General features: G+C 63.8%; 23 protein-coding genes and 1 pseudogene. 12 read left to right on the top strand and 12 right to left on the bottom strand.

Annotated features, from left to right (window positions below):
• Nucleotides 1–23: 23 nt before the first annotated feature.
• The gene (locus LJF27_RS03795) at nt 24–440 is read right to left on the bottom strand and encodes a hypothetical protein (RefSeq protein ID WP_023102862.1); all 417 of its coding nucleotides are present in this window, start codon (nt 438–440) and stop codon (nt 24–26) included.
• 141 nt (nt 441–581) lie between these two features.
• Here LJF27_RS03795 and LJF27_RS03800 point away from each other — a divergent pair.
• Both LJF27_RS03800 and LJF27_RS03805 read left to right on the top strand, forming a co-directional pair.
• A pseudogene (locus tag LJF27_RS03800) lies at nt 582–962 on the top strand (DEAD/DEAH box helicase); the annotation flags it as partial.
• A gap of 403 nt (nt 963–1365) precedes the next feature.
• Nucleotides 1366–2505 carry a hypothetical protein gene (locus LJF27_RS03805; RefSeq protein ID WP_017001313.1) on the top strand — a complete coding sequence of 380 codons (1140 nt, stop codon included), beginning with the start codon at nt 1366–1368 and terminating at the stop codon, nt 2503–2505.
• Nucleotides 2506–2637: 132 nt separating this feature from the next.
• Here the strand turns inward: LJF27_RS03805 and LJF27_RS03810 are convergent, their stop codons facing one another.
• Nucleotides 2638–4071 (bottom strand): alpha/beta hydrolase, encoded by a 1434-nt coding sequence (locus LJF27_RS03810; protein WP_003453945.1) that lies wholly within the window; start codon nt 4069–4071, stop codon nt 2638–2640.
• Between the two features lie 39 nt (nt 4072–4110).
• Here LJF27_RS03810 and LJF27_RS30355 point away from each other — a divergent pair, with 39 nt between their 5' ends.
• The 3 genes from LJF27_RS30355 to LJF27_RS30515 all read left to right on the top strand — a co-directional run bounded on the left by LJF27_RS30355 (nt 4111) and on the right by LJF27_RS30515 (nt 4686).
• Nucleotides 4111–4368, top strand: a complete 258-nt coding sequence (locus LJF27_RS30355) for a DDE-type integrase/transposase/recombinase (protein WP_223699428.1) — start codon at nt 4111–4113, stop codon at nt 4366–4368.
• A gap of 134 nt (nt 4369–4502) precedes the next feature.
• Nucleotides 4503–4607 carry an IS3 family transposase gene (locus LJF27_RS30430; RefSeq protein WP_003453944.1) on the top strand — a complete coding sequence of 35 codons (105 nt, stop codon included), beginning with the start codon at nt 4503–4505 and terminating at the stop codon, nt 4605–4607.
• A 22-nt stretch (nt 4608–4629) separates the two neighbouring features.
• Complete coding sequence (locus LJF27_RS30515; RefSeq protein WP_350324006.1) at nt 4630–4686, top strand: hypothetical protein; 57 nt, start codon at nt 4630–4632, stop codon at nt 4684–4686.
• Nucleotides 4687–4914: 228 nt separating this feature from the next.
• Here the strand turns inward: LJF27_RS30515 and LJF27_RS03825 are convergent.
• A protein-coding gene (locus LJF27_RS03825; protein ID WP_086005504.1) for an IS3-like element ISPa32 family transposase occupies nt 4915–6050 on the bottom strand; the annotation gives its coding sequence in 2 pieces (ribosomal slippage) (nt 4915–5801 and nt 5801–6050; 1137 coding nt in all).
• Nucleotides 6051–6445: 395 nt separating this feature from the next.
• Between LJF27_RS03825 and hrpB the strand changes: the two genes are divergently transcribed.
• Nucleotides 6446–8962: an ATP-dependent helicase HrpB gene (gene hrpB / locus LJF27_RS03830; RefSeq protein ID WP_023117166.1), complete on the top strand. Its 2517-nt coding sequence runs from the start codon at nt 6446–6448 to the stop codon at nt 8960–8962.
• Nucleotides 8963–8972: 10 nt separating this feature from the next.
• Here hrpB and LJF27_RS03835 read toward each other — a convergent pair whose 3' ends face one another.
• From LJF27_RS03835 to LJF27_RS03845, 3 genes are all read right to left on the bottom strand, one after another.
• Nucleotides 8973–9380: a hypothetical protein gene (locus LJF27_RS03835; protein ID WP_003093113.1), complete on the bottom strand. Its 408-nt coding sequence runs from the start codon at nt 9378–9380 to the stop codon at nt 8973–8975.
• A 23-nt stretch (nt 9381–9403) separates the two neighbouring features.
• Entirely contained in the window at nt 9404–10138 is a 735-nt protein-coding gene (locus LJF27_RS03840; RefSeq protein ID WP_003093112.1) for a substrate-binding periplasmic protein, read from the bottom strand.
• Nucleotides 10139–10227: 89 nt separating this feature from the next.
• Nucleotides 10228–11367 (bottom strand): endonuclease/exonuclease/phosphatase family protein, encoded by a 1140-nt coding sequence (locus LJF27_RS03845; protein WP_003106827.1) that lies wholly within the window; start codon nt 11365–11367, stop codon nt 10228–10230.
• 61 nt (nt 11368–11428) lie between these two features.
• Here LJF27_RS03845 and LJF27_RS03850 point away from each other — a divergent pair, with 61 nt between their 5' ends.
• On the top strand, nt 11429–12265 hold the full coding sequence (locus LJF27_RS03850) for an SDR family oxidoreductase (protein ID WP_003106828.1): 837 nt from the start codon (nt 11429–11431) through the stop codon (nt 12263–12265).
• A gap of 6 nt (nt 12266–12271) precedes the next feature.
• Here the strand turns inward: LJF27_RS03850 and LJF27_RS03855 are convergent, their stop codons facing one another.
• The 4 genes from LJF27_RS03855 to LJF27_RS03870 form a co-directional block, all read right to left on the bottom strand.
• Nucleotides 12272–12706, bottom strand: coding sequence for a VOC family protein (locus LJF27_RS03855; protein WP_003106829.1), 435 nt, complete (start codon nt 12704–12706; stop codon nt 12272–12274).
• A 66-nt stretch (nt 12707–12772) separates the two neighbouring features.
• Nucleotides 12773–13429, bottom strand: a complete 657-nt coding sequence (locus tag LJF27_RS03860) for a hypothetical protein (protein ID WP_023117165.1) — start codon at nt 13427–13429, stop codon at nt 12773–12775.
• 83 nt (nt 13430–13512) lie between these two features.
• Nucleotides 13513–14607, bottom strand: coding sequence for a dimethylsulfone monooxygenase SfnG (gene sfnG, locus LJF27_RS03865; RefSeq protein ID WP_003093107.1), 1095 nt, complete (start codon nt 14605–14607; stop codon nt 13513–13515).
• 157 nt (nt 14608–14764) lie between these two features.
• Nucleotides 14765–15346, bottom strand: coding sequence for a cysteine hydrolase family protein (locus LJF27_RS03870; protein ID WP_003106834.1), 582 nt, complete (start codon nt 15344–15346; stop codon nt 14765–14767).
• A gap of 99 nt (nt 15347–15445) precedes the next feature.
• Here LJF27_RS03870 and LJF27_RS03875 point away from each other — a divergent pair, with 99 nt between their 5' ends.
• From LJF27_RS03875 to LJF27_RS03885, 3 genes are all read left to right on the top strand, one after another.
• On the top strand, nt 15446–16159 hold the full coding sequence (locus tag LJF27_RS03875) for a DUF2076 domain-containing protein (protein ID WP_019726682.1): 714 nt from the start codon (nt 15446–15448) through the stop codon (nt 16157–16159).
• 65 nt (nt 16160–16224) lie between these two features.
• Nucleotides 16225–16728 (top strand): NYN domain-containing protein, encoded by a 504-nt coding sequence (locus LJF27_RS03880; RefSeq protein WP_003093104.1) that lies wholly within the window; start codon nt 16225–16227, stop codon nt 16726–16728.
• A gap of 77 nt (nt 16729–16805) precedes the next feature.
• Nucleotides 16806–18155, top strand: coding sequence for a DEAD/DEAH box helicase (locus LJF27_RS03885; protein ID WP_003114319.1), 1350 nt, complete (start codon nt 16806–16808; stop codon nt 18153–18155).
• A 22-nt stretch (nt 18156–18177) separates the two neighbouring features.
• On the opposite strand, the gene LJF27_RS03890 is transcribed toward LJF27_RS03885, so the two are convergent.
• Together LJF27_RS03890 and LJF27_RS03895 are read right to left on the bottom strand one after the other, a co-directional pair.
• On the bottom strand, nt 18178–19419 hold the full coding sequence (locus LJF27_RS03890) for a TIGR03862 family flavoprotein (protein ID WP_003106008.1): 1242 nt from the start codon (nt 19417–19419) through the stop codon (nt 18178–18180).
• Between the two features lie 293 nt (nt 19420–19712).
• Nucleotides 19713–20342 (bottom strand): response regulator transcription factor, encoded by a 630-nt coding sequence (locus tag LJF27_RS03895; protein ID WP_003106011.1) that lies wholly within the window; start codon nt 20340–20342, stop codon nt 19713–19715.
• Nucleotides 20343–20623: 281 nt separating this feature from the next.
• Between LJF27_RS03895 and rocR the strand changes: the two genes are divergently transcribed.
• Complete coding sequence (gene rocR / locus LJF27_RS03900; RefSeq protein WP_003106013.1) at nt 20624–21802, top strand: two-component system response regulator cyclic di-GMP-specific phosphodiesterase RocR; 1179 nt, start codon at nt 20624–20626, stop codon at nt 21800–21802.
• A 101-nt stretch (nt 21803–21903) separates the two neighbouring features.
• The gene (locus LJF27_RS03905; RefSeq protein WP_023117164.1) at nt 21904–25542 is read left to right on the top strand and encodes a transporter substrate-binding domain-containing protein; all 3639 of its coding nucleotides are present in this window, start codon (nt 21904–21906) and stop codon (nt 25540–25542) included.
• Nucleotides 25543–25640 lie beyond the last annotated feature (98 nt).

The raw sequence follows: 25640 nt of genomic DNA on the forward strand, positions 1-25640 counted from the left end.
CACGGTCGCGCTCGGAGGGCGGATCAGGCGGCCGGCTTCAGGCCATAGGCCGCCAGTTGCTCGACGCTGCCGCTGTGGCGGATGAGGCGCGGGTCGTCGAGCGGCAGTTCACGGCCGATCTCGCGTTCGAGGATGGCCTTGAGCTTGCGGTTGTCGACCTTGCCGTCCGCGCCGACGGCATCCTTGAGCACTTCCGGGGCGACCGAGTACTTGGCGTCGGGCAGGTAGATGGCGCCGGTGGCGAAGTCGACGCCGAAGGCGATCAGGCCGGGGATGATATAGAACAGCAGGCCGATGGCGTCGAAGGCGACGATGGCCGGATCGATGCGACCGTCGATCTGGCCGCGTCGCTCGGGGTAGAACAGCGTACCGCAGGCCGACAACTGGCTCAGCAGGGCTGCACTGAGAATGGCACAGGAAACGCGGGTGGCAAGGCGCATTTATGACCTCCGGGTGAACATGACGGCGAACTATAGCAATCGACCAGCGTTCGGCAATCTTCTGCCGCGACGATGACGATAAGACCGTCGAAAGCGCCTGCCGGTTCGCCGGTATACTTCGTCGGTCAGTCCGGAGCCAGCATGATTTCCCTACCCATCGACGCCGTTGTTCCCGCCCTGCGCCAGGCCCTTGGCGCACAACACCAGGCCGTCCTGGAAGCCCCGCCGGGTGCCGGCAAGACCACCCGGGTGCCGCTGGCCCTGCTCGACGAGCCCTGGCTCGCCGGCCAACGCATCCTCATGCTCGAACCGCGACGCCTGGCGGCGCGGGCCGCGGCCGAGCGGCTGGCCGCCGAGCTGGGCGAAAAGGTCGGCGAGACCGTCGGCTACCGGATCCGCCTGGAGAGCAGGGTCGGCCCGAAGACCCGCATCGAAGTGGTCACCGAGGGTATCCTTGCCCGTCGCCTGCAAGACGACCCGGTGCTGGACGGTGTCGGCCTGGTGATCTTCGACGAATTCCACGTTTTGCCATTTGCACCGAATTAACCTGCTTTTTTTGTCAAAAAATAGAACATTCTCCTGCCACAACTGACCTCCCTCCAGAACATCTCCCCAGCCTTATTAGTCGCTTGTCGCTCCCTGACCAGCCCAGATGAGATCCACAATCCTAACGCCGGTAGGTGCCAAGGTCTCGAATCTGGTTTACCAGATTAAGTCTTTCACAAAGCCCGAGTTCAACAACGTCGCCTCATACTGACCTGTGTAGACACTCATCAGCGGGCACCACAGCTTCGGCCTTTGGTATGCACCCAAACGGAGTCCTATGTGATGGATCAATTTCGCAGTTCTTAGTCGCAGAAATAACTTTGGTGTCACTATGATGGCGTTGTACCTTGGCCATCCACAAATGCATAAGGATCTGCACATGACGATGATTTCGGGCTATAAGTTGAAGGTGGGTGGTTTCCTTCAGGCTGACATTTTGCTTACCAGCTCAAATAAGAGGATGCGTCCATCGCAGATTCCATCCTTCAAGCCTGATGCCGGAAGCCCTGCATTGCGTGCTCACGCCGTGGCTGGTTTGTGTCAAAAAATTCTCGTGGTGAACGATCACTTCGCTGTAGCTTTCGCCGGGGATGTGCGAACGATTCAGGCGATTGTACGGCTTATCGAGAGGCTAGTAGATGAGCACCCCGTATTGACGGGAAAACGTTTTTCGGATGCAGTACTTGCCGACGATACCATCGATAGTGCAAAGATCAGAATTATCGCTCTAAGTGTTGAGGGGAATGAAATCCACATATCTAATGTTTATGCGGATTGCGGGCATCGCAATGAAAACTTTGAGCTTTGGGTTGGTGGGTCTGGTGCGGGTCATGTAAGGTCGCATTATCAGGATTACCCGCCACATGCGTTTGATGTTCTTGAAGAAGATATTGTGGTGCAGGGTACCTGCATGGCTCTCGATCAATTTGCAAACCATTTAAAGAATGAATTTGAGGGTAAGTATAAGTCGGAGTCGATTGCGAGTCTGTTTGGAGGCGGTTACGAGGTAGTGGCATTTTATGATGGGCGGTTTCAAAAGATTTCTAATATCGTTTATGCCTTTGCGGATGCAGAACTTGATGCTGAGGGAGTGCTGCAAGTCGACTTTCCAAAATGTCTGATTAAGTCCGAATATAAAGGTGAGGACTTAAAAATCAGGAGCGTTGAGTTGCATTTTGATGAGGAGTTCGATGAATATGTCCCTGTTAATGACCGAACCTTCACGATAGCGCCTGTGTCACGCTATGAAGAGACTATGGTTGAAGATGATATCGATGACTTGAGGTTTAGGGGGCATTTCCTTTGCTTCTTGATAAATTACAAGACTGATAAAGGCGCCATGACTATACCTTTTATCAAAAAATACGAAAATGATTTTAATTTTTTGTATAAGGCATTCATGGCCAGCGTGAAACCTGGGTTTGCTCAAATAAACTACTCAGATATATTTCGTGGTGAAGTGAGTGATTACGTGCTGGGGTTCATGGAGCAAGTTGAAGCTAGCTTCAACTCTGAGTAAGTCAAGATTTGGTTTGCCCAGCGTTGGTTTATGCCCCTAAGGCAAGTAGATACAAAAAGCCACCTTGCGGTGGCTTCAAGTGGTAGGGGGGAGCGAATAGGCCTGCGCCACGTTCGGTCTGATTTTATGGGCTTAGCTCAGCTCCCAGTGACCCTCATCTTTCTTTGTTATTCCTGCGCGCTGGTCAGGTTTGTGCCGATGCCGGACGATGTAGAACAGATCCCGGAACACTTTCGTCACGTCGGCTACATAGCTGTGGCCTAAGCCGAACATGTCCCTACCAGCACTGGAGACATCGATAGTCGACAGGTGATCCATGACCAGAGGTGGGTTGGCGCCGCCCGCCCTTGGATTGCTGTGCACAAGCTGAGACGCAGTGATAGCTCGATCGTTGCGGGACGCATAAAGCGTTACTTGCTCGTACAGGTTAAACACCCGCCCAAACTGCTTGAAGCGCTTGGCGTCGACGTCGGGAGCCGCAAGGATGATCTGGCTGATCGGGGTAGCGCCCGGCTTGTTCTCCCAGTTTTCCAGTACAGCGAGAAGAGCCCGATTACCCATGCTGTGGGCGACAATGTGCAACGACGTCAGGCCCAGGTTTTCTGTGACGTTCGTCAGATACTCCTTCAGATGGGCTGCTGACCAATCTACCGTCGCCTCGTCGGCAGGGTAGCCAGTCGTACTGCCAAGCGACGCCCAGGAAAAGCACAGCATTAGACCTGGGAATTTGAGGTCATGGCACAGCTGTGCAGACCGCCACAATGCCGCGTCGAAAGTCACGTTGTACCCGTGGATGAATAGCAAGCCTTCACGGCCAGTGGATGTTTCGCTGATCTTCGCGAGATAGGTCTTGGCGTTGTTGTACCATTCTTCCAGCTCAAAAAGAGCAGACTCGTGGATGACAATATGCTTGTTGGGGTTCCCCTTTGAGGTAGAAGGCCACAACACGGGCCGTTCCAGTTTGCCTTCCTTATGGATGTGAGGGATGGACACCTCTGCGATGCCATAGGACACGACATCATCACTGCGGAACCCGCCAAACCTCACAGTCCTTGGCGATTCCAACAGGCGATCCGTTCCGAAGTAGACGGCGTATTTCGTAAATTTCTGATCGACCGGAGCTCGGCTATAGTGGGTGGGTAACCGTTCGCTGCTGAGCGAGGCTCCAATGCTGTAATCGTCTTGGGCGATTAGTTCTTCGTACTCCACCATATCTTCAGGGACGCTGATCACTAGCTTGACTGCGGCTTTGAAGCTCGGTTGCCGGATCGTCGACAACGTCGACGCGTACCCCTCGCTCAGTAGCCGTTTTGCCTCCACAACGTCTGTCAGTAACTTCAGCTCATCCACTCGTTGGAGGAGCTGCGTAAAGACCATCTTTGCCCTGCTGCCTGAAACTCTGTCGTGCAGGACATCAATGAACATACCCGCCGGCGCCTTTCTCCAGCACAGGAGCAACTGCGATGAACTCAGTATCCGCTTGTGTGAGTTATAGGTGGCGAAGTTGATGTAGAGAATCGCAAGCGCGATCTTGAGGTCGACCGGACTCCGGGCAGGCATATCCATATGTAAGCTCTGTTGAAAAAAGCTTAATCTAGTGCCGCTTTGCCATCATGGCAACCTGGTCTGTCTAGCAGTCATGCTCTGCCGATTGCCCCGAACCACCTGGATCGCCAGTTCGCCTCGGATCGCGCCAATCGGCACTGTGTCTCGGACATGACCTACGTGCAGACGACCCAAGGACGGCTGTATCTGGCCGTCGTGCTCGATCTCTATTCACGCGCTGTCGTCGGCTGGGCGACGCAACATCGTATGCAGCAGGCCCTAGTGCATGCCGCTCTGGAGATGACCGTTGCACGCTGACAGCCGAAAGAACCAGTGCTGCGCACTCGGAACGTGGCAGCCAATACTGGGCGTATGATTACCAGGCCTTGCTTCGGCGATATCGAATTGTGCCCAGCCATTCACGTCCGCGGAATTGCTGGGATAACGCCGCGATGGAGAGCTTCTTCCGTTCGCTGAAGGCTGAGCGGGTGTACCTGACTCGCTACGCCAGCCACCAAGAGGCGAAAACCGACCAGTTCGACTACATCGGCTTTTAATCACCGCCGTCGCCACTCGACGTTGGGCTATCTCAGTCCGATGGAGTTTGAGCAGCGAAATGCGAGCAGTAGCTCTTAACTACCTGTTCCGGGACAGATCAGCCTTGGATCCCTCCTGCGGGGTGAGCAGGGGCGCTCTGAAATTTTGGCGCTTATCCCTCATGCCCCTGGTGCTTGCCGCCTCCGTCTGCGCATATTGGGCAGTGAGCTTACTGAGCCGCTGGAGTAGGAGCTCGTCATTGAAACCGCAGGCGAGGTTGATTCGCTCAACTTCGAACTGACCTGCCCCCAGTTTTAGTACCGCTGCCTAGTTAGTAGGCCCTGGGGTTGATATTAATTTTTCCTGCTTCAGCTGCTGCTGGCGAGTTCGCCAACTTGCAGCAAATTCTGCTGGGGTGAGATTGCCAATCGCGCTGTGCGGTCGGTGTTCGTTGTAATCCCGCCGCCAGGCCGCGATGCGGATTCTCGCTTCGGCCAGCGAACAGAACCAGTGCTCATTGAGGCATTCGTCCCGGAACTTACCGTTGAACGACTCGATGAAGGCATTCTGCGTGGGCTTACCAGGCTGAATCAGCTTCAGCTTGATGTCGCGCTGATAGGCCCATTGATCGAGTGCCTTGCCGGTGAACTCGGGCCCCTGGTCGGTGCGGATCGCTTTCGGGTAGCCGCGAAACCGCGCCATCTCGTCCAGCGCCCGTGTGACGCGAAAGCCGCTGATACCGTGCTCCACCAGGATGCCGACCGACTCCTTGGTGAAGTCATCGACCACCGTCAGGCATTTGATCCACCGCCCGGTGCTCAGTGCATCGAAGACGAAGTCCATCGACCAGACCTGGTTTGGTGCGCTCGGCAAACTCAGACGTTCGCGCTCCACCGCGATGCCATGGCGGCGCCGCCGTTTCACCATCAAGCCGGCAGCGCGGTACAGGCGATAGATCCGCTTGTGGTTGACCTGCACGCCAGCACGCCGCAGCAGGATGTGCAGGCGGCGATAGCCAAAGCGCCGGCGCTCTTGGGCCAGTTCCACCAGTTGGGCTTGCAGCTCGGTGTTTTGCATACTGGCTCGCGGCTGGTAGCGCAACACCGAGCGGGACAGCCCGATCAACTGACAGGCACGACGTTCGGAAATGCCGGTTCGCGCCTGCATCTCCTGCACCGCCTCCCGCCGTGCTGTCGGGCTTACCCTTTTCCCCGGGCGACCACTTTCAGCGACTCGATGTCGAGGTGGGCCTCGGCGAGCAACTTCTTCAATCGGCTATTTTCCAGTTCAAGATCCTTCAACCGTTTGGCGTCCGCCACGGTCATACCGCCAAACTTGGCCCGCCAGGTGTAGAACGAGGCATCACTGAAGCCGTGTCGGCGACACAGTTCCTTCACCGGCACACCGGCCTCCGCCTGCTTGAGGAAGTCGAGAATCTGCTCTTCGGTAAAACGCTTTTTCACTGCCGTCTCCTGCTCGGAAAACGGACTCTACTAAGTTTGACGTGGTACTGAAATCGGGGGCAGGTCACCGATATTGAGTTCTGTGCCTGCCTGGTTATAGAGTCTTAGTGTGAAAGTGGTTTTAAATCCAAAATCATCCCAGTTGTCTGAGAATAAGACAGCCGTATTTCGAAGGCCGCTATTTATGCTGGCTCTATATGAGGCTTTAATAAAGATAAAACTCATGGTCGCGTCCTTTCGTAGGTGTAGGCGTGAGTTTTCGCCTTCAGGTAGATTAGTATGTAACCGAGATTATCTTATTAGCGCTAGCTCTTTCAAAGCTATTGATTGCTGCTTGGTGGGGCGGAGTGATTAGTCAAGGAAAGGTATACTGACTGACTTCGTTAGGAGCCCCCATGATCCAGCTGCCCATCGATGCCGCAATCCCCTCTCTGCGCCAGGCCCTGGCTGACCACGACTCCGTCGTATTACAGGCCCCACCAGGTGCCGGTAAGACCACACGCGTTCCCCTCGCTTTGCTGAACGAGCCATGGTTGGCCGATCAGAGCATCCTAATGCTCCAGCCTCGCCGGGTGGCTGCACGTGCCGCTGCTGAGCGCATGGCCAGTGAGCTGGGCGAGAAGGTGGGTGAGACCGTTGGTTACCGTATTCGCCTGGAGAGTCGGGTCGGCCCGAGTACGCGGATCGAGGTAGTCACTGAAGGGATCCTTGCGCGCCGGCTCCAGGATGACCCTTCGCTGGAGGGTGTCGGTCTCGTCATATTCGATGAGTTCCACCTTCGGAGCTTGGACTCTGATTTGGCCCTTGCGCTATGCCTGAATGGCCGTGAGCTGTTCCGTGATGACCAGCCACTGAAGCTTCTAGTGATGTCGGCGACCTTGGAGGGAGCTCGTCTTTCAAATCTCCTGGGTGATGCTCCGGTCGTGACCAGTGAGGGACGGATGTTCCCCGTCGACACTGTATGGGGTCAGCCCTACCAGACCGGTGAGTACATCGAGCCCAAGGTTGTCCGAGCCTGCCTCGATGCTGTCCATGATCAACAAGGCAGCATTCTGGTCTTCCTGCCCGGCCAGGCCGAAATCCGCCACGTGCATCAGGAGCTCAGCGACAAACTCGCGGGGCGTGATGACCTTCTGTTGTGTGCTCTGCATGGCGAGCTGGATCTGAGTGCCCAGCGCGCGGCTATCGAACCGGCGCCACCGGGCAAGCGCAAGATCGTGCTGGCGACCAACATTGCTGAGACGAGCTTGACCATTGAGGGTGTGCGCGTAGTGATCGACTCCGGTCTGGAGCGGGTGCCACGGTTTGACCCGTCAAGCGGAATGACCCGCCTCGCGACACAACGCATATCCCAGGCCAGTGCCGCTCAGCGTGCCGGCCGCGCAGGGCGCCTGGAGCCGGGCGTATGCTACCGCTTGTGGTCGGAGAGCCAGCATGAGCAGTTGCCTGCCTACGGCACGGCGGAAATCCTCCAGGCCGATCTGGCCGGGCTGGCCCTGCAACTGGCGCGCTGGGGCGTGGCGCCGGAGGAGCTGGCCTGGCTCGACGCGCCGCCCGCGGCGGCCTACGCCCAGGCCCGCGAGCTGCTCGGGCGGCTGGGGGCGCTGTACGCCAGCGGCGCGTTGAGTGCCCATGGCCAGGCGATGGCCGAATTGCCGACCCATCCGCGCATTGCCCACCTGCTGCTGCGCGGCCAGGCCCTCGGCCTTGGCGAACTGGCTTGCGACGTAGCGGCGCTCCTCGGCGAACGTGACATACAGCGTGGCGGCGGCGCCGACCTGCACAGCCGTCTCGCCCTGCTCGCCGGCGAGGCCCGCACTGGCGCCTCGCGCGGCGCGGTACAGCGCGCCCGGCAACTGGCCCGGCAGTTCCGCGGTTACCTGCGCGGCGCCGCCAGCGAGGCGGTCGTCGATCCCGGTCATCCGCGTTGGCTGGGTTGCCTGCTGGCCTTCGCCTATCCCGACCGCATCGCTCGCCAGCGCCGCGCCGGTGGCGGCGACTACCGGCTGGCCAATGGACGCGCTGCGCAGTTCGGCGAACCGGACAGCCTGATGAAGCAGCCCTGGCTGGTGATCGCCGATCTGGGCAGCCGCCAGGGCCAGCGCGAAGAGCGGATCTACCTGGCCGCCGAACTCGATCCGAGGTTGTTCGATACGGTCCTGGCGGAGCAGGTCAGCCAGCGCGACGAGCTGCAGTGGGACGAGCGCGAAGGCGTGCTGCGCGCCGAGCGCCAGCGCCGGGTCGGCGAACTGGTGCTGTCCAGCGAGGCGCTACCCGGCCTCGACGAAGCGGCGCGCAGCCAGGCGCTGCTCGGCCTGGTCCGGCGCAAGGGCCTGGAGTTGTTGCCCTGGACCCCGGAACTGCGCCAGTGGCAGGCGCGCATCGGCTTGCTGCGCCGGCTGGACCTGGAAGACAAGGGCGAGAGCGAGTGGCCGGACGTCAGCGACGCCGCGTTGCTGGAACGGTTGGAGGAATGGTTGCCGGCCTATCTCGGCAAGGTCACCCGCCTGGCTCACTTCGCCAACCTCGACCTGGCTTCGATCCTCGCCGGGCTGTTGCCCTGGCCATTACCGCAGCGTCTCGACGAGTGGGCGCCGAAAACCCTGGAAGTCCCCTCCGGCTCGCGCATCCGCCTGGACTACAGCGAAACCCCGCCGATCCTCGCGGTGCGCCTGCAGGAACTGTTCGGCCTCGGCGACACTCCGCGCATCGCCCAGGGCCGCCTGGCAGTGAAGCTGCACCTGCTGTCTCCCGCGCATCGCCCGGTGCAGGTGACCCAGGACCTGGCGAACTTCTGGCGCAGCACCTATGCGGAAGTCAGGAAGGACCTGAAGGGACGCTATCCGAAGCATTATTGGCCGGACGACCCGCTGGTGGCCGAGGCCACTACCCGGGCCAAGCCACGCAAGTAGTCGACGGCGCTCAGAGCACCCGGGTCAGGTCGTCGTCGAGGAAGTGCCGGAAACTCAGGCGCTGGCCGTCGGCGAAGTCGAAGTGGCTGTCCAGGGTCGGGCCGTTGAGGACGAACTCCAGGGCCAGCAGGCGCACACCGACCAGGCCGCGCTGCCGGCCGAGGTCGTGCAGGCGGTACTCGCCCGGGCCTTCGTCGTTCTCGCAGGGCCGCGGCGCTTCGCCGCTGCGCCAGAACACCGTCTCGCCCTCGAAGTAGAGGCGATACCAGCGTTGCTCGAACTGCAGGTAGACCACGTTCACCGGATCGGCCGGACGGCCTTCCCACCACCATTCCTGGATCAGCAGCGACTGGCAGACCTGTCCGCGCAGGGCGGGCTGTTCGCCGTTGATCGTGCAGCAGGGGATGGCGGTATGCATCGGGCTCCTCCTCCGGGGTCGGTTCACAGCAGGGACAGGTCGGCGCCGTCGCTCCGCAACTGGTCGTAGGCCTGGTCCAGGCGGTCGCGCAGCGCTTCGGCGCCGGGAATGTGGCGCGAGACGATCATCCGCAGCGGCAGGCGGTACAGTTCCTGGCTTGCCAACGCCTGGCGGCTGGCCGCTTCCACCGGCGCCTGGTAGTCGAGCAGGTAGTCGCCGCGCCCGAGTTCGAGCATGCGCAAGGCGGCGTGGTGGGTGCCGGTGCGGTACAGGCGCAGGTGCAGGTTGGGGTCCTGGATGAAGTTGGTGACCGGTTTCCAGTAGCTGTAGCCGCTGATCAGGATCAGCCGGCGTCCGGCCAGGTCCTGGGGAACCCGCGGTGCCGGCTGGTGCGCCGGGTAGTACAGGTTCAGGCTGACGTGGCCGAGCACGCGCCGCGCCTGGAGGGTGTCGGCGGCCAGCTCCGGCTTGGCCGCGCCGGCCCACAGCGCCACGCTGCCATCCTGCAGCCCCAGGTACAGGCGCGCGCTGGGCAGGGCGCGGAACGCCGGACGATAGCCGGCCCGCTCCAGCAGCAGGCGGACCAGGCGGGCGCCGGAACCGGCGGCGTGGCCATCCCGGGCGGTATAGATGTAGGGGGGGAATTCGTAGTAGCCGACGTTCAACGACGGCCTTGCGTCCTGCGCATGGAGCTGCGGGGCGGCCAGCAGGGCGAACGCCAGCAGCGCGAGCAGGGGCGTTGTGGTGCGTAGGGGCATGGTGTGCGGCCTTGCCGTTTTTTGTTGTTATGAATGGGGGCGAAGCATGCGGCGCGCCGGGCCGCTTGTCCAGCCCGGCGCGCGCCCGGTCAATGGGGCAGCAGGAAGCGCGCGGCGAGCGGCAGGTGGTTGGAGATCTGCAGCGTATCGCTGCGCCGGACCCGGGCATCGAGACGGGTCAGCGAGGGGCTGTGGAACAGGTAGTCGAGGGTCCGATCCGGCCCCTGGACCCGTGGGTCGTTGGGGAAGTGCGTGTACCAGCGAACCTGGTCGACGCCACTGGCCTCTTCCAGCGACGGCACCATCGGGAAGCGCCCGCTCAGGATGGCCAGTTCGCTGTCTTCCCGGTAGGGCGCGCGCAGCGGCGCCAGCAGGTAGGGATACTGGCCGGGCGGCAGCAGGTTGAGGTCGCCGCCGAGCAGCCAGGGCGTGCGCCTGGCCTGCAGTTCGTCGAGCAGCGTACGGGTGGTCTCGACCTGGCGCTCGAGGGTGTCGTCGTTCGCCTGCGGGCGGTCGAAGCGGGCGTTGAGCACGGCCAGCTCGCCGCCGCCGTCGATCGGCAGGTGGCTGACCAGGATCGCCGGGCGCGGCCCGAACAGGCGGTCGAACAGCCCGCCATCGCGTGGCGGCAACTGGCGCCGCTCGGCGCTATCGATGCGATAGCGGCTCAGGGTGGCCTGCTTGCGGCCGACGCTGCCGAAGATGTGCGGCGTCGGCACGAAGGCCGACTTCCACTCGTAGGCCTGGGCGCTGCAATGGTAGAGATCGTTGATGCGCTCCTGGATCAGCGCCAGTTGGTCCTGATCGTCGGTGGCGCTGGAGCCATCGTCGATCTCCTGGAGCAGGACCAGGTCCGGCTGCTCGTCGCGGATCACCCGGACCACCTCGTCGAGGGTGAACGCCAGGTCTTCGGCGGTGGGGCGCTGGTCCGGGCCGGTGGCATCCGGCAGGTCGTCCCAGAAGACGTAGCGCTTGCCGGCCAGGTACTGGATGTTCCAGGTCATCACCTTCAGGGCCTGCCCCGGCTTCAGCGCCGGCGCGGCGCCCTGGCAATGCAGGGGCGCGGCTTCGCGATCGGCGGGTTGCCAGCTCAGCAGGTAGCTGGCGAGCAGGGCACCGCCGACCAGCAGGAGCAGGCCGACGAACAGCAGGTTGCGTAGACGGGGCAGTGACATCGCAATCGAGACTATGCTGGAAAGGACCAGAGCATAGAGCTTGCCGCCGCGCATTTCACCCTTGCAGGTCGAATTGACGCAAGGGTTCGCGTTTTTTCGAGCGGGAGGGTACCGCATGCCGCGCAAGGTATTCAGCAGCCAGGCCTACCGCCACAAGGTGGTGCTGGTCAGCGGCGGCTGTTCCGGCATCGGTCGCGCGCTGGCGCTGCGTTTCGCCCGGGCCGGTGCGCGACTGGCGATCCTCGACCTCGACCAGGCGGCGCTGGACAGTTTGGTCCAGCACCTGCGCGACCATCTCGGCGGCGAGGCGCTCGGCCTGCGCTGCGACGTCGCCGACGCCGATGCGGTGGAGCGTGCCGTGGCGCTGGCGGTGGAGCGCTTCGGCGGCATCGACGTGCTGGTCAACAACGCCGGCATCACCCACCGCGGTACCTTCGCCGAAACCGGCCTGGGGGTTTTCCGCAAGGTCATGGCGGTGAACTTCTTCGGCGCCGTGCATTGCACCCGCGCGGCGCTGCCGAGCCTGCTCGAACGGCGCGGGCAGATCGTCGTGCTCGGTTCGCTGACCGGTTTCGCCCCGTTGCTCTACCGCAGCGCCTACAACGCCAGCAAGCATGCCTTGCACGGTCTGTTCGATACCCTGCGGATGGAGCTGGAAGGCACCGGCGTCAGCGTGACCCTGGCCTGCCCGGGATTCACCGCCACCGACCTGCGCAAGAACGCGCTGGTCGGCGATGGCTCGGTGACTCGCCAGCCGGTGCAAGTGCTGGGCAGCCAGGTGGCATCGCCGGTGGAGGTCGCCGAGGCGATCTTCCAGGGCGCCGCGCGGCGCCGGCGCCTGCTGGTGCTGTCCAACGTCAACTGGCGGGCGCGGCTGCTGGCGCGCTTCTTTCCGCGTCTCTTCGAAAAGCTGCTGGTGCCGCGCCTGTCGGGACTCAAGCCGCAACCCTGACGGTGCTCAGTGGGCGTGGTCGTGGGCGTCGAAGCCCTGGCTCATGTCCCAGTAGGAGGCCTCGACCTTGTGCCCGTCGAGGTCGCGGATGAAACACCCGTAGTAGGGCTCGCCGTACAGCGGACGCGGGCCCGGCGCGCCCTCGTCGCGTGCGCCGGCGGCCAGGGCCGCGGCGTGGAAGGCGTCGACCTGGGCCTTGCTGTCGGCGAAGAAGCCGACGTGGCTGCCGTTGCCGACGCTGGCGGGACGGCCGTCGATCGGCGCCTGCACCCAGAACTCCGGATAGAGCTTGCCGTAGGCTACGGCGCCGGGGTATTCGAGGATCACCTTGCAGCCGAGGGCGGCCATCACCGCGTCGTAGAAGGCTCGGGCACGGGGAAAGTCGTTGGTGCCGATGGACAGGTGGGAAATGCAGCTGGGGTTGGCCGATTCGTCGCTCATGGTCCGTTCCTCGAGGCAGGGCTCGTCAAGCATAGGCCAGCGCGGCGAATCGGCGCGCGGCGCCGTTCACATCCCGTTGCGTGGCGCCGGACCGAGGCTGTAGATGCGGAAGGCGACGATGGTCAACAGCAGCTGGAAGAACCCGCTGAGCGTATGCAGGGCGACCCGCAGCACGACGGCGTCGCCGGCCGAATCGGCGAGCCAGGCTTCCAGGCTCCAGACCGGCAGCAGGATCACCAGCGAACAGGCGAGGATCAGGAAGAATCGCCCACGGGTGAACTCGAAGCTTTCCCGCAGCGCCTGCAGCGGACTACGGCCGCGCAGCACCAGGCAGAATTCGGCGAAGGACAGCTTCACCATGACGAAGATGCCCGGCAGGATCAGCAGCGACAGGCCGAGCACGATCAGCAGCGAAGTCAGCGCCGCGAGTAGCGCGAAGGCTGGCCACAGTCGCAGCGCGGCGCTCCACAGCTGGCCGACGCGAGGCCGCTCGTCGCGCCCGCGCGCGTCCATGAACAGGATCAGGGCTGCGGTGTAGAGCGGGTAGAAGAGCAGTCCGGCGACCAGGCTCCAGGCGCCCATCTGCTGGGGGCCGACGGCTTCTTCGATCTGCTGCTGGAGCAGGCTTTCGAGGAATATCCAGGGCAGGCAGAGCGGCACCAGGGTGGTCAGGTGGCGGGTGAAGAAGAACCAGGCGTCACGCAGCGGCAGCAGAGGATTCATCGCGGGTCGGCAGATCGGATACGAGCCCGCGACTCTAACCCAGCCGGCCGCCGAGGCCAACGCCTGGCGGCCGCCGTTGCCGTTCAGGCCGCTTCGCGAGCCTGGGCCTGCTCCAGTTCGCGGACCAGCGGCAACACGTGCTTGCCGAAATACTCCACTTCTTCGTGGAAGTGCAGGAAGGCCGACAGCACCAGGTCGACCCCGGCCGCCTTCAGCGCGACGATGCGCTCGGCGATCTGCCGTGGCGTGCCGATCAGGTTGGTCTTGAAGCCGTCGTTGTATTGCACCAGGTCTTCGAAGGTGGATTTGGCCCAGTTGCCATCGCCCTCCGGCGAGGCCTTGCCGGCCTGTTTCACCGCGTCGCCGAAGGCGTTCACCGCCTCGTAGTCGGCCTTGGCGATGATCTCGTCGAGCACCGCCCGCGCTTCCTCCTCGGTGTCGCGGGCAATGATGAAGGCGTTCACTCCGACCTTGACCGAATGGCCGTTGGCCGCCGCCTTGGCGCGGATGTCCTCGACCTGGGCGCGGATGCCGTCGATGCTGTTGCCGTTGGTGAAGTACCAGTCGGACACGCGCGAGGCCATGTCCCGCGCCGCCCGCGAGCTGCCGCCCTGGAAGATTTCCGGGTGCGGCTGCTGGATCGGCTTGGGTTTCAGGGTGTAGTCGTGGAAACGATAGAAATCGCCCTTGAAGGTGAAGTTTTCCTCGGTCCAGATGCCTTTCAGCACGCGGATGAACTCCTCGGAGCGCCGATAGCGTTCGTCGTGCTCCAGCCAAGGTTCGCCGATGCCGGTGAACTCTCCCTTGAACCAGCCGCTGACGATGTTCACCGCGACCCGGCCATTGGTCAGTTGGTCGATCGTCGCCAGTTGCTTGGCCACCACCGCCGGATGCCAGGGGCCAGGCAGGATCGCCGCGATCACCTTGAGCTTCTCGGTGGCCGCCAGCAGGGCGTGGCTGATGGCCACCGACTCGTGCTGGTACTCGGCGCCGTAGCCGGCGGTGAAGCGGATCTGCGAGAGGGCGTAGTCGAAGCCGTTGCGTTCCGCCAACTGGGCCAGCTTGCGGTTGTAGTCGATGTCCCAGCTGGTGCGTTGCTCGATCTTGCTCACCACCAGGCCGCCGCTGACGTTGGGGACCCAGTAGGCGAAGCGGATCGGCTGTTGCTCTTGGCTCATCGGGGGTATCTCCGGGTAGGGGCGTGGTCCGGTGTCTATGAAGGAACCGTGCCATCCCGGATTCATGTTTTCGAATCAATGGCTTATGGGGGATATGGCGGAACCGGCCTGTCTTCTGCCGGACAGCCCTGTTGTCCCGCTGTTGCCCGGCAGACAGTCAGGCCGGCAAGCGCTGCAACAGTTCGGCGGCGCGCAGTACCACGGCGTACTCGCCGTGCAGGTTGGCCAACGCCATCGCATGCACCTCGTCGGCGCTGCGCGGGGTGCCGTGGAAATCGGGCTTGGCGAAGGTGAAGCAGGCGTCGGCCACTACCCAGGTCTGGAAGCCGAGGTTGCCGGCGCTGCGTGCGCTGGCTTCCACCGAGTTCTCCGTGGCTACCCCGACGAGCGCCACCTGGCGGATGTCGCGGACATGGAGCCAGCGTTGCAGGCCGCTGTTGATGAAGGCGTCGGGAACGTTCTTCTCGAACACCGCCTCGTCGTCGCGCGGCGCCAGCGCTGGCTGGAACTCCACGCCAGGCTGGCCGGGCGCGAAGGGCGAGCCGGGCTGCCGGGATACGTGCCGGACGTGCACCACCGGCCAGCCGGCGGCGCGCCAGGCGGCAAGCAGTTCGACGATGCGCGCCTCGGCGCCGGGATTGTTGCGCGGCGGCAGGTCGTGGCGCTGCATGCCGCGTTGCAGGTCGACGATCAGCAGGGCGACCTGGGACCGTGCGGAGCGCTGGGCATCGTCATTCATCGGGAATTCACCGGAGGAACTTGAGATCGTGCAGGGTGCTCCAATATTTCCCTTTGGTGCAATCCATCCTTCCTTCTCGAAATGCAGTCGAGGCGTGCGATGAAATCCGATGAGAAAACCCTGATCGACGGCCTGTTCAGCCGCCTGCGCGAGGCCGAGGGGCAGTCCGCTCCGCGTGACGCCGAGGCCGAGGCGCAGATCAACCAGCACCTGGTGCGGCAGCCGGCGGCGCCGTACTACATGGCGCAGGTGGTGCTGATCCAGGAAGCCGCGCTGAAGCGCCTCGACCAACGGGTGAAGGAGCTCGAGGCGCAGGTCGCCCAGTTGCAGCAGAGCCGTCCGAGCAGCGGCGGCTTCCTCTCCGGCCTGTTCGGCGGCGGCGCGCGCGACGAGCCGGCGCCGAGCCAATCGGGGCGCCCGGCGGGCTGGGGCGAGACGCGTTTCTCCAATCCGGCGGCGGCCGGCGACATGCGTCCGGGTATGGCGCCCGCCGCGGCGGCCGCGCCTTCGCGGGCCAGCGGCTTTCTCGGCGGTGCGCTGCAGACGGCCGCTGGGGTCGCTGGCGGGATGCTGGTGGCCGACCTGCTCACCGGCATGTTCCGCCACAGCCAGCCGCAGGAAATCGTCGAGGTGATCCAGGACGTCCCGGTGGATAACCTCGACGCCAGCCAGTTTGCCGATCCCGAGCCGGCGACCGAGCGCTTCGCCGATAGCGACTATCCCGCCGACGGCGGTTTCGCCGATGGCGATTTCAGCGACAGCGACTTCAACGACGACTCCAGCTTCCTCGGCGACGACGATTTGTTCACCTGACCGTTAGGGTTGCGGGCCGTGGGCTGCGATAATGGTGGCCCACTGCCGTCGTTCCGGAGTTCCCCTTGAGTCGTCCCGAGTCGCCCGCGGCGAAGAAGATCGCTGTCTTCGCCGATGTGCAGAACCTCTACTACACCGTGCGCCAGGCCTACGGCTGCCATCTCAACTACGCCGCCCTGTGGGCAGACATCGCTCGCGGCGGGAGCATCGTCGAGGCCTATGCCTACGCCATCGACCGCGGCGACCCGCGTCAGCAGCAGTTCCAGCAGATTCTGCGCAACCTCGGTTTCACGGTGAAGCTGAAGCCCTACATCCAGCGTGCCGACGGCTCGGCCAAGGGTGACTGGGATGTCGGCATCACCATCGACGTACTGGATGCCGCGCCACGGGTGGACGAAGTGGTGCTGCTGTCCGGTGACGGCGACTTCGATCTGCTGCTGGAGAAGGTCATCCGCGCCCACGGCGTCGTGGCTACGGCCTACGGGGTGCCTGGCCTGACCGCCAACGCGCTGATCCGAGCGGCGTCGCGCTACGTGCCGATCGAGGGCGGATTGCTACTCAAGGGCTGACCGGCCGCGCTCCAGAGGACGATGGGAGACGGCGAATCCGCTAGAATGCCGTCCGTTTCCTTTTTTCCGAGTCGCTCATGACGTTCGCTTCCCTCGGTCTGCTCGACCCCCTGCTCAAGGCCCTCGAAGGGCTCGGCCACGGCACGCCTACGCCGATCCAGGCCCAAGCCATACCCCCGGCGCTCAAGGGCCGCGACCTGCTCGCCGCAGCACAGACCGGCACCGGCAAGACCGCCGGTTTCGCCCTGCCGTTGCTGCAGCGGCTGACCCTGGAGGGGCCGCAGGTCGCTGCGAACTCGGTGCGTGCACTGGTCCTGGTCCCGACCCGCGAACTGGCCGAGCAGGTCCACGCCAGCGTCCGCGACTACGGCCAGCACCTGCCGCTGCGTACCGCGGTGGCCTACGGTGGGGTCAGCATCAACCCGCAGATGATGAAGCTGCGCAAGGGAGTGGATATCCTCGTCGCCACTCCCGGGCGGCTGCTCGACCTGTATCGGCAGAACGCGGTGAAGTTCGCCCAGCTCCAGGCGTTGGTGCTGGACGAAGCCGATCGCATGCTCGACCTCGGTTTCGCCCGCGAGCTGGACGAACTGTTCGCCGCGCTGCCGCGCAAGCGCCAGACCCTGCTGTTTTCCGCGACCTTCTCCGACGCCATCCGCACGCTGGCCCGTGAACTGCTGCGCGACCCGCTGTCCATCGAGGTCAGTCCGCGCAATACCGCGGCGAAGAGCGTCAGGCAATGGCTGGTGCCGGTGGACAAGAAGCGCAAGGCCGAGCTGTTCTGCCACCTGTTGCAGGCCAATCGCTGGCGCCAGGCGCTGGTCTTCGCCAAGACCCGCAAGAGCGTCGAGGAACTGGTCGGACTGTTGCAGCGGCAGGGTATCGCCGCCGACTCGATCCATGGCGACAAGCCGCAGCCGGCGCGGCTGCGCGCCTTGCAGCGGTTCAAGGCCGGCGAGGTAGACCTGCTGGTAGCCACCGACGTGGCCGCGCGTGGCCTGGATATCGAGGAAATGCCGCTGGTGGTCAACTTCGACCTGCCGATCGTCGCCGAGGACTACGTGCATCGCATCGGCCGTACCGGCCGTGCCGGTGCCTCCGGCCAGGCGGTGTCGCTGGTCTGCGCCGACGAAGTGGAGCTGCTGGCGGCGATCGAAACACTGATCGGGCAGACCCTGCAACGCCGCGAGGAGCCCGACTTCGAGCCGGAGCACCGGGTGCCGCAGACCGCACCGGGCGGCGTGGTGCTGAAGAAACCGAAGAAGCCGAAGAAACCCAAGGCCGCGGAGAGCGTCGGCAAGCCCGGCAAGATCCACTTGGGCAGTTGGTTCGACAGCAGCGCGCCGACGGTCAAGGCGGTGCGCAAGGCACCGGGCTTCGGCGCGGGTGCGGCGGGCAAGCCGAAGAAGCGGCCGTCCGGCAAATAGCGAGGCGCTGGCGTACCGGTCTCTAGCGCCTGCCGCGCAACCAGGCCAGCGCGCCGAGTCCGGCCACGCGCCCGCTGGCGAAGCAGGCGGTCAACAGGTAGCCGCCGGTGGGCGCCTCCCAGTCGAGCATTTCCCCAGCGCAGAACACGCCGGGCAGGCCATCGAGCATCAGGTTGCGGTCGAGCGCCTCGAAGCGTACGCCGCCGGCGCTGCTGATCGCTTCGTCCAGCGGACGCGGGCGCAGCAGCGTCAGCGGCAGGCGCTTGATCGCCGCCGCCAGGCGGGCCGGCTCGGTATAGGTGGCGGCGGGGGTGAGTTCACGCAGGAGGCCGGCCCGAACCCCATCGATGCCCAACTGGCTGCGCAGGTGATTGGCCATCGACCTGGAACCGCGCGGGCGAGCCAGGGCTGCCTCGATCTGCTCGCGACGCCTGTTCGGCAACAGGTCCAGCCATACTTCGGCCGAGCCCCGTGCCTCGATCCGTTCGCGGATGGCGGCGGAGAGGGCATAGACCAGGCTGCCCTCGATACCGTCGCGGGTCACGACGAATTCGCCCTGGCGCGGCGTTTCGCCCGCCAGTCCCATGGCCACCGGTTTGACCGGAGCGCCGGAGAACTTGTCGCGAAACAGCTCGCTCCAGCCGTCGATCTCGAAACCGCAATTGCTTGGCCGCAGGGGCTCGACCTCGATGCCACGGGCGCGCAGCAGGGGCACCCAGGCGCCGTCGGAGCCCAGGCGCTGCCAACTGCCGCCACCGAGCGCCAGGATCACGGCGTCGGCGCGTATCGACAGGCGCTCGGCGGCGCTCTGGATGTCCAGCGTACCGTCCGCGTTCCAGCCCAGCCAACGGCAGCGGGTGTGGATGAGCACGCCTTGCTCGCGCAGGCGCTTGAGCCAGGCACGGAGCAACGGCGCGGCCTTCATGTCGGAGGGGAACACCCGGCCGGAACTGCCGACGAAGGTGTCGATACCCAGGCCGTGGATCCAGGCGCGCAACGCATCCGCGTCGAATTCGCCGAGCAGTGCGGCGATTTCCTTCTGGCGCCTGCCATAGCGGCCGAGGAATTGTTCCCTGGCCTCGGCATGGGTGATGTTCATGCCGCCGACGCCCGCGAGGAGGAATTTCCGGCCGACCGAGGGCATGGCGTCGAACACTTCCGTGCGTACGCCCGCCTGGCTCAGGACCTCCGCGGCCATCAGGCCTGCGGGACCGCCGCCGACGATGGCGACCTGGGGGGAAGGGGAGGATGCTTGACTGGGCATGTGGACGACGAGCGAGACCTGGGGAAACCGGCGTGCAGTGTAACCGAGGCGAAGACCGCCTCCGAGCCTTGTCGATGCCACCTGGTCCGCTCGCCGTGCGCCTGGTCAGGAACTGATCAACCGTCGCAAGGCCAGGCACGATGCGCTGCGCGAAGCGTTTTTCGCACCTTATCCACAGGCGGTTCCACACGCTTTGTGGAAATCCGCCGACGCTCGTCGTGTGGCAGGAACGGCTTCCGGTCGCGCTTGCCCGAAGGTGCGCTAGGCCTTGGCTTCGACAGCCAAGCGCCAGGTCAGTGGATCAGCGAATTGCGCTTGGCGAACTCTGCGAGGTCGACCAGCGAACCCAGGCCGAGCTTCTGCAGCAGGCGGGTCTTGTAGGTGCTGACGGTCTTGTTGCTGAGGAACAGCTTCTCGCCGATGGCCTTGTTCGAATAGCCCATGGCGAGATGCTGGAGGACGATCATCTCGCGGTCGGAGAGCAGGCCGATAAGCTCGCTTTCGGAAATGCGTTCCGGCGGGGTGCCGAGGGTATCGAACGTGAGCGAAGGAAAGAACGTGTAGCCAGCGGTCACCGCGTTCAGGGCGTTGATCAGGTTGTTCAGGTCTTCTTCCTTGTTGACGAACCCACGGGCACCGACCTGGATGCAGCGCTTGCAGAACGCCTCTGCGGATTGCGAAGTGAGTACCAGCACCTGGCTACGCAGTCCCAGGGACTTGATCCGCGAGATCACGGTCAGGCCATCGAGTTTGGGAATGCCGATGTCGAGAATCACCACGTCCGGTTCGTGCTCCCGGACCAACTGGATGGCATCCACGCCATTGTCCGTCTCGGCGACCACCTGCAGACCATGCTTTTCCAGCAGGACGCGCACGGCGAGACGGATGACGGGGTGGTCGTCGACGATCAGGACGGTATGCATAAATTCGATTTACCTTGAGGGACCGGGACAGGGTCGGGATTCGATTTCCCGGGCGCTGCCGCTGGTGGTCATCCATGTTGGGCGCTAGGCCGAGATCGCCGTCCAGAATAGCCTGTTAAGGCGGGGCGACTCGGTTTTTCATATGGAACCATGCTAATCCAACCGAACCTCCAAATCAGTAGGAAAATTCCCACAAAACATGGGGACTTGTCCCATAGGTCTAGTAAGGGAAACACAGCAGTATATCGCCGGTATTTCCTGGAAACCCTGTGTGGACCGTGATGAATGATTTGAATGTTCTGGTGTTGGAGGATGAGCCTTTTCAGCGCCTGGTAGCCGTCACAGCCCTGAAGAAAGTGGTGCCCGGATCGATCCTCGAGGCGGCGGACGGCAAGGAGGCGGTGGCGATCCTGGAGTCCTGCGGACACGTCGACATCGCCATCTGCGACCTGCAGATGAGCGGCATGGACGGCCTGGCGTTCCTTCGCCACGCAAGCCTGAGCGGCAAGGTCCATTCGGTGATCCTCAGCAGCGAGGTGGATCCCATCCTGCGCCAGGCCACCATTTCGATGATCGAGTGCCTGGGCCTCAATTTTCTCGGCGACCTCGGCAAGCCATTCAGCCTGGAGCGGATCACCGCCCTGTTGACCCGCTACAACGCTCGTCGCCAGGACCTGCCGCGACAGATCGAAGTCGCCGAGCTGCCCTCCGTGGCGGACGTGGTGCGCGGCCTCGACAACGGCGAGTTCGAAGCCTACTACCAGCCCAAGGTGGCCCTGGATGGCGGCGGCCTGATCGGCGCCGAGGTCCTGGCACGCTGGAACCACCCGCATCTCGGCGTATTGCCGCCGTCGCATTTCCTCTATGTGATGGAAACCTACAACCTGGTCGACAAGCTGTTCTGGCAACTGTTCAGCCAGGGGCTGGCGACGCGCAGGAAGCTGGCGCAGTTGGGGCAGCCGATCAACCTGGCGTTCAACGTCCATCCTTCGCAACTGGGTTCGCGTGCCCTGGCCGAGAACATCTCGGCGTTGCTGACCGAGTTCCACCTGCCGCCCAGTTCGGTGATGTTCGAGATCACCGAGACCGGGTTGATCAGCGCTCCTGCCAGCAGCCTGGAGAACCTCGTGCGTCTGCGGATCATGGGCTGCGGCCTGGCGATGGACGATTTCGGCGCCGGCTATTCGTCCCTCGACCGGCTCTGCGAGTTTCCCTTCAGCCAGATCAAGCTGGACAGAACCTTCGTCCAGAAGATGAAGACCCAGCCCAGGAGTTGCGCCGTCATCAGCAGTGTCGTGGCGTTGGCGCAGGCGCTGGGAATTTCCCTGGTGGTGGAAGGGGTGGAGAGCGACGAACAACGGGTACGCCTGATCGAACTCGGTTGCTCCATAGCCCAGGGCTACCTGTTCGCCCGGCCGATGCCGGAACAGCACTTTCTCGACTATTGCTCCGGATCCTGACGCCGCCGCCCTGGCCTCGGCTGCCTCTAGCCGAACGCCGGGCCTCGCGCCGGACGCGTTTCCTTTCCATACAACTGCCGGCCCTGCCGCACAGACCTTTCATGCGATCAAAACTATTCCTGCTGTTCTTCTGCCTGCTGCTGTCGGGCGGACGCCTGTTCGCCGTCGAAGCGCATCCGTCCCTGACGCTGTTCAGCCAGTTGCGCATCGAGCACGAGGACATGGCGATCGCCGAGGACGACTGGGCCTGGCTGCGTCACAAGGGTCACCTGAGGCTCGGCGCGGCGCTGGACGAGACCTCGCCCTTCAACGTCCGGCTCGACGACGAGAACTACGAAGGCATAACGGCGGACGTCGCCACGCTGGTCGGGCAGTTGCTCGGCATGCGCATCAAGGTCGTGAGCTTCGATACCCATGCGGATGCCGTGGCGGCGCTCGCTGCCGGAAAGATCGACCTGCTTGGCAGCCATTACAGCTCGGCGGGTGATTCCTCCCTGGTGCTCAGCCAACCCTATGCCCGTGATCGATTGGCGGTGTTCAAGCGGATGGGGGAAAAGCGCAACTCGCCGGAGGATCTCGCCGGACTCAGCGTGGCGGTGGCCCGGGAGCATGTCGGGGAATTGCGCCAGCGTTTCCCGCGGGCGCGTTTCGTGGTCTTCGGCAGCCATGACGAGGCCGTTGCCGCGGTGGCTTTCGGACATACCGACCTGTATCTCGACGATGTGCTCAGCGCCTACCACCGGATCAATCGGTCCTATTACGGCTACGTGAGGTTCGAGCGGTTTGCCGATGCCCGCCTGGAAGGGGGCTACGGCTTCCTCCTTCGTCGCGGCGACACGAACCTGTTGCGCGTCGTCAACTCGGCCATCGGCGCGATCAACCAGGACCGTCTCGAAAGCATCGCCAGGCGCTGGGTCGGCAGCGGTTCCCTGCCAACGGGCCAGCGTATCGCGCTGACGCCGCAGGAGAGTCGCTGGATCGCTCGCCACCCGGTGGTGCGGTTGGTCATCAACGACGACCTGGCGCCGCTGGCCTTCTTCAATTCCGACGAGACCTTCTCGGGCATCGCCTCCGACCTGCTGGACATGATTTCCCGCCGCACCGGCCTGCATTTCCAGGTCACGCCTCGCAGTGGCGGCTTCCCCGAGCAGATCGGCGTATTGGCCAGGAAGGAGGCGGACCTGGCGATCATGAGCCGCAGCAGCAAGCGCGAGGAAATGCTGCGTTTCACCCGCTCGTTCCTGTCCACCTCGTACGTCCTCGTCACCCGGGCGGACGACAAGGGACGCGCGGAGAGCCCCGGGAGCCTCGACGGCAAGCGCATAGCGATTCCCGCCGGCCATGTGGGCATGCAACAGGTGCGCGAGCGCTATCCGCAGGCCTCGATGGTGGAGGTCGGCGTCGCGCTGGATGCCATGAACCTGGTCTACGAAGGACGGGCCGACGCGGCGGTGGTGCCGCTGGTCACCGCTCGCTACTACATCGTCCGGTTGTTCCGCGAGAGGCTGGCGATCGCCGACCTGGTTCCCATCGGTGCGGCCACCGCCCACTTCGCCGTTCGCCGAGGCGACGCCGAACTCCAGTCGATTCTCGACAAGGCCTTGCTGAGCATCTCGCCGGACGACCTGAGCGATATCGTCAATCGCTGGCGCTCGCCGCCGGGAATGAGCGGCCAGACCTGGGTCGACTACATCCTGGTGATCACCGAGATCCTGGCGATCGCAGCGGCCTTGCTGCTGCTCTGCCTGGGCTGGGTCACTTATCAGCGCCGGCAGATCAGGGTGCGCGCGCGGGTCGAACAGGCGCTCAGCGACCAGTTGCGGTTCGTCGAGGCCCTGACCGACTGCATGCCTCCGCCGCTGTATGTGCGCGATGTCAACGGACGGATGCTGTCCTGCAACCGCAGCTACCTGCAGAGCGTCGGCTTGAGTTCCGAGGAGGTGATGAACCGCACCGTGCTCGAACTGCCCATGGAAAACTTCGAGACCGCTCCGGAGTTCCATCGCAGCTACCTGATGGCCATGCGCGAGGGCAGGACCATCGAGGCGGTCTACCCGGTGGCGCTGGGCGGTCGGGAGCGCTGGATCGACCACTGGATCCAGCCGTTCCGCGATTCCAGCGGGACCATCCGCGGTGTCATCTGTGGCTGGCTGGACATCACCGAGCACCGCCAGTTGATCGATGAGCTGGAAGAGGCAAAGAATCTGGCCGACGAAGCGAGCCGGGCCAAGACCACCTTCCTGGCGACCATGAGCCACGAGATCCGCACGCCGATGAACGCGGTGATCGGTATCCTCGAACTGGCGCTCAAGCGTGCCGAGACCGGTCGGGTGGACCGTTCCAGCATCGAGATCGCCTATGCCTCGGCGAAGAGCCTGCTGGAGCTGATCGGCGATATTCTCGACATCGCCCGCATCGAGTCAGGTCGCCTCAGCCTGTCGCCGAAACGGGCCAACCTGCGCGAGCTGGTGGAATCGGTGGCACGGGTATTCGAAGGCCTGGCCCGGCAAAAGCGCCTGAGCCTGGTGCTGGAGATCGATTCGAGCATCAACGGCGACGTACTGCTGGATGCCATGCGCTTCAAGCAGATCCTCTCCAACCTGGTCAGCAACGCGATCAAGTTCACCGACGAAGGCTCGATCCGCATCCGCATCGATGGCCGCCAGGTGGAGCCGTCGCTGTTGCAGGTCAATCTCTGTGTGGAAGACACCGGCATCGGTATTTCCCTGGGCGACCAGCAGCAGTTGTTCCGGCCTTTCGCCCAGGTCAACCGCAACCTGCAGAACACCGAGGGCACCGGGCTCGGCCTGGTGATCTCGCGCTCGCTGTGCGAAATGATGGGAGGGCGCCTGGTGATGAGCAGCGAGCTGGGGCAGGGTACGCGGATCGACGTCGAGCTGCGCCTGCAGGTGCTGGAACCGATCGTCGAGAACGTGCGGGCGATCCCGCTCGGCAGTCGCCAGGCGCGGCGGTTGCAGGTGCTGGTGGTGGACGATCATGCGGTCAACCGGCAGATCCTCCATCAACAGCTGAGCTTCCTCGGTCATGACGTGGAGGAAGCGGAGAACGGCCTGAGCGCTCTCAACCTCTGGCATGGGCAACCGTTCGACATGGTCATCACCGACTGCCACATGCCGCTGATGAGCGGCTCCGACCTCGCCCGCTCGATCCGCCAGGAGGAGCGCGAGAATGGCGAGGAACCGGTGGTCATCATCGGCCTCACCGCGGACGCCCAGCCGGAGGAGATCGAGCGTTGCATCCAGGCTGGAATGAACGAATGCCTGATCAAGCCCATCGGTCTCGATGTTCTCGAGGAGCGTCTTCTGGCCCTGGGCTTCGCCGACGACGACCTGCCCGTCACCATCGACGCCGAACCCGTCGCGATACCGTCGGACCCCCGTCTCTACGACCTGGATTCCCTGCATGCGCTGACCGGCGGCGAGCCGACGATGCTCAGGCGGCTGCTCGATGAACTGCTGACCAGCAACCGCAAGGACCTGGAGACCCTCGAGGGACTGGTGCAACGCCAGGAGACCGGCGAACTGGCCGAGCTGGCGCATCGGATCAAGGGCGCGGCGAGGGTGGTGCGTGGCGAGCAACTGGTGGAAAGCTGCCGGCGCCTCGAGGATGCCTGCCTCAGCCCGAACGCCTCGTTCGCCTGGGTGGAAGAGTGCGCCGTTGGGGTGAAACTGGCGATCCTCGCCCTGGACGAAAGCCTGGTGGAAGAGTGCACGGATTGACGTGGCCCGCGCCCGTTGCCCGGGCGGTAAACCAATCGTCATCGCTTTGCCCGAGGATCGGGCATGTCCAGGCGCGGAAAAGACTACACTCCGGTTGG

Source organism: Pseudomonas sp. 203-8 (assembly GCF_020708595.1).
In the GTDB taxonomy this organism is placed as follows: domain Bacteria; phylum Pseudomonadota; class Gammaproteobacteria; order Pseudomonadales; family Pseudomonadaceae; genus Pseudomonas; species Pseudomonas aeruginosa.

Excerpts from the sequence above, each read along its gene's own strand:
- LJF27_RS03795 (WP_023102862.1), bottom strand. The coding sequence starts at position 440 with ATGCGCCTTGCCACCCGCGTTTCCTGTGCCATTCTCAGTGCAGCCCTG.
- LJF27_RS03805 (WP_017001313.1), top strand. The coding sequence starts at position 1,366 with ATGACGATGATTTCGGGCTATAAGTTGAAGGTGGGTGGTTTCCTTCAG.
- LJF27_RS03810 (WP_003453945.1), bottom strand. The coding sequence starts at position 4,071 with ATGGATATGCCTGCCCGGAGTCCGGTCGACCTCAAGATCGCGCTTGCG.
- LJF27_RS30430 (WP_003453944.1), top strand. The coding sequence starts at position 4,503 with ATGGAGAGCTTCTTCCGTTCGCTGAAGGCTGAGCGGGTGTACCTGACT.
- hrpB (WP_023117166.1), top strand. The coding sequence starts at position 6,446 with ATGATCCAGCTGCCCATCGATGCCGCAATCCCCTCTCTGCGCCAGGCC.
- LJF27_RS03835 (WP_003093113.1), bottom strand. The coding sequence starts at position 9,380 with ATGCATACCGCCATCCCCTGCTGCACGATCAACGGCGAACAGCCCGCC.
- LJF27_RS03840 (WP_003093112.1), bottom strand. The coding sequence starts at position 10,138 with ATGCCCCTACGCACCACAACGCCCCTGCTCGCGCTGCTGGCGTTCGCC.
- LJF27_RS03845 (WP_003106827.1), bottom strand. The coding sequence starts at position 11,367 with ATGCGCGGCGGCAAGCTCTATGCTCTGGTCCTTTCCAGCATAGTCTCG.
- LJF27_RS03850 (WP_003106828.1), top strand. The coding sequence starts at position 11,429 with ATGCCGCGCAAGGTATTCAGCAGCCAGGCCTACCGCCACAAGGTGGTG.
- LJF27_RS03855 (WP_003106829.1), bottom strand. The coding sequence starts at position 12,706 with ATGAGCGACGAATCGGCCAACCCCAGCTGCATTTCCCACCTGTCCATC.
- LJF27_RS03860 (WP_023117165.1), bottom strand. The coding sequence starts at position 13,429 with ATGAATCCTCTGCTGCCGCTGCGTGACGCCTGGTTCTTCTTCACCCGC.
- sfnG (WP_003093107.1), bottom strand. The coding sequence starts at position 14,607 with ATGAGCCAAGAGCAACAGCCGATCCGCTTCGCCTACTGGGTCCCCAAC.
- LJF27_RS03870 (WP_003106834.1), bottom strand. The coding sequence starts at position 15,346 with ATGAATGACGATGCCCAGCGCTCCGCACGGTCCCAGGTCGCCCTGCTG.
- LJF27_RS03875 (WP_019726682.1), top strand. The coding sequence starts at position 15,446 with ATGAAATCCGATGAGAAAACCCTGATCGACGGCCTGTTCAGCCGCCTG.
- LJF27_RS03885 (WP_003114319.1), top strand. The coding sequence starts at position 16,806 with ATGACGTTCGCTTCCCTCGGTCTGCTCGACCCCCTGCTCAAGGCCCTC.
- LJF27_RS03890 (WP_003106008.1), bottom strand. The coding sequence starts at position 19,419 with ATGCCCAGTCAAGCATCCTCCCCTTCCCCCCAGGTCGCCATCGTCGGC.
- LJF27_RS03895 (WP_003106011.1), bottom strand. The coding sequence starts at position 20,342 with ATGCATACCGTCCTGATCGTCGACGACCACCCCGTCATCCGTCTCGCC.
- rocR (WP_003106013.1), top strand. The coding sequence starts at position 20,624 with ATGAATGATTTGAATGTTCTGGTGTTGGAGGATGAGCCTTTTCAGCGC.
- LJF27_RS03905 (WP_023117164.1), top strand. The coding sequence starts at position 21,904 with ATGCGATCAAAACTATTCCTGCTGTTCTTCTGCCTGCTGCTGTCGGGC.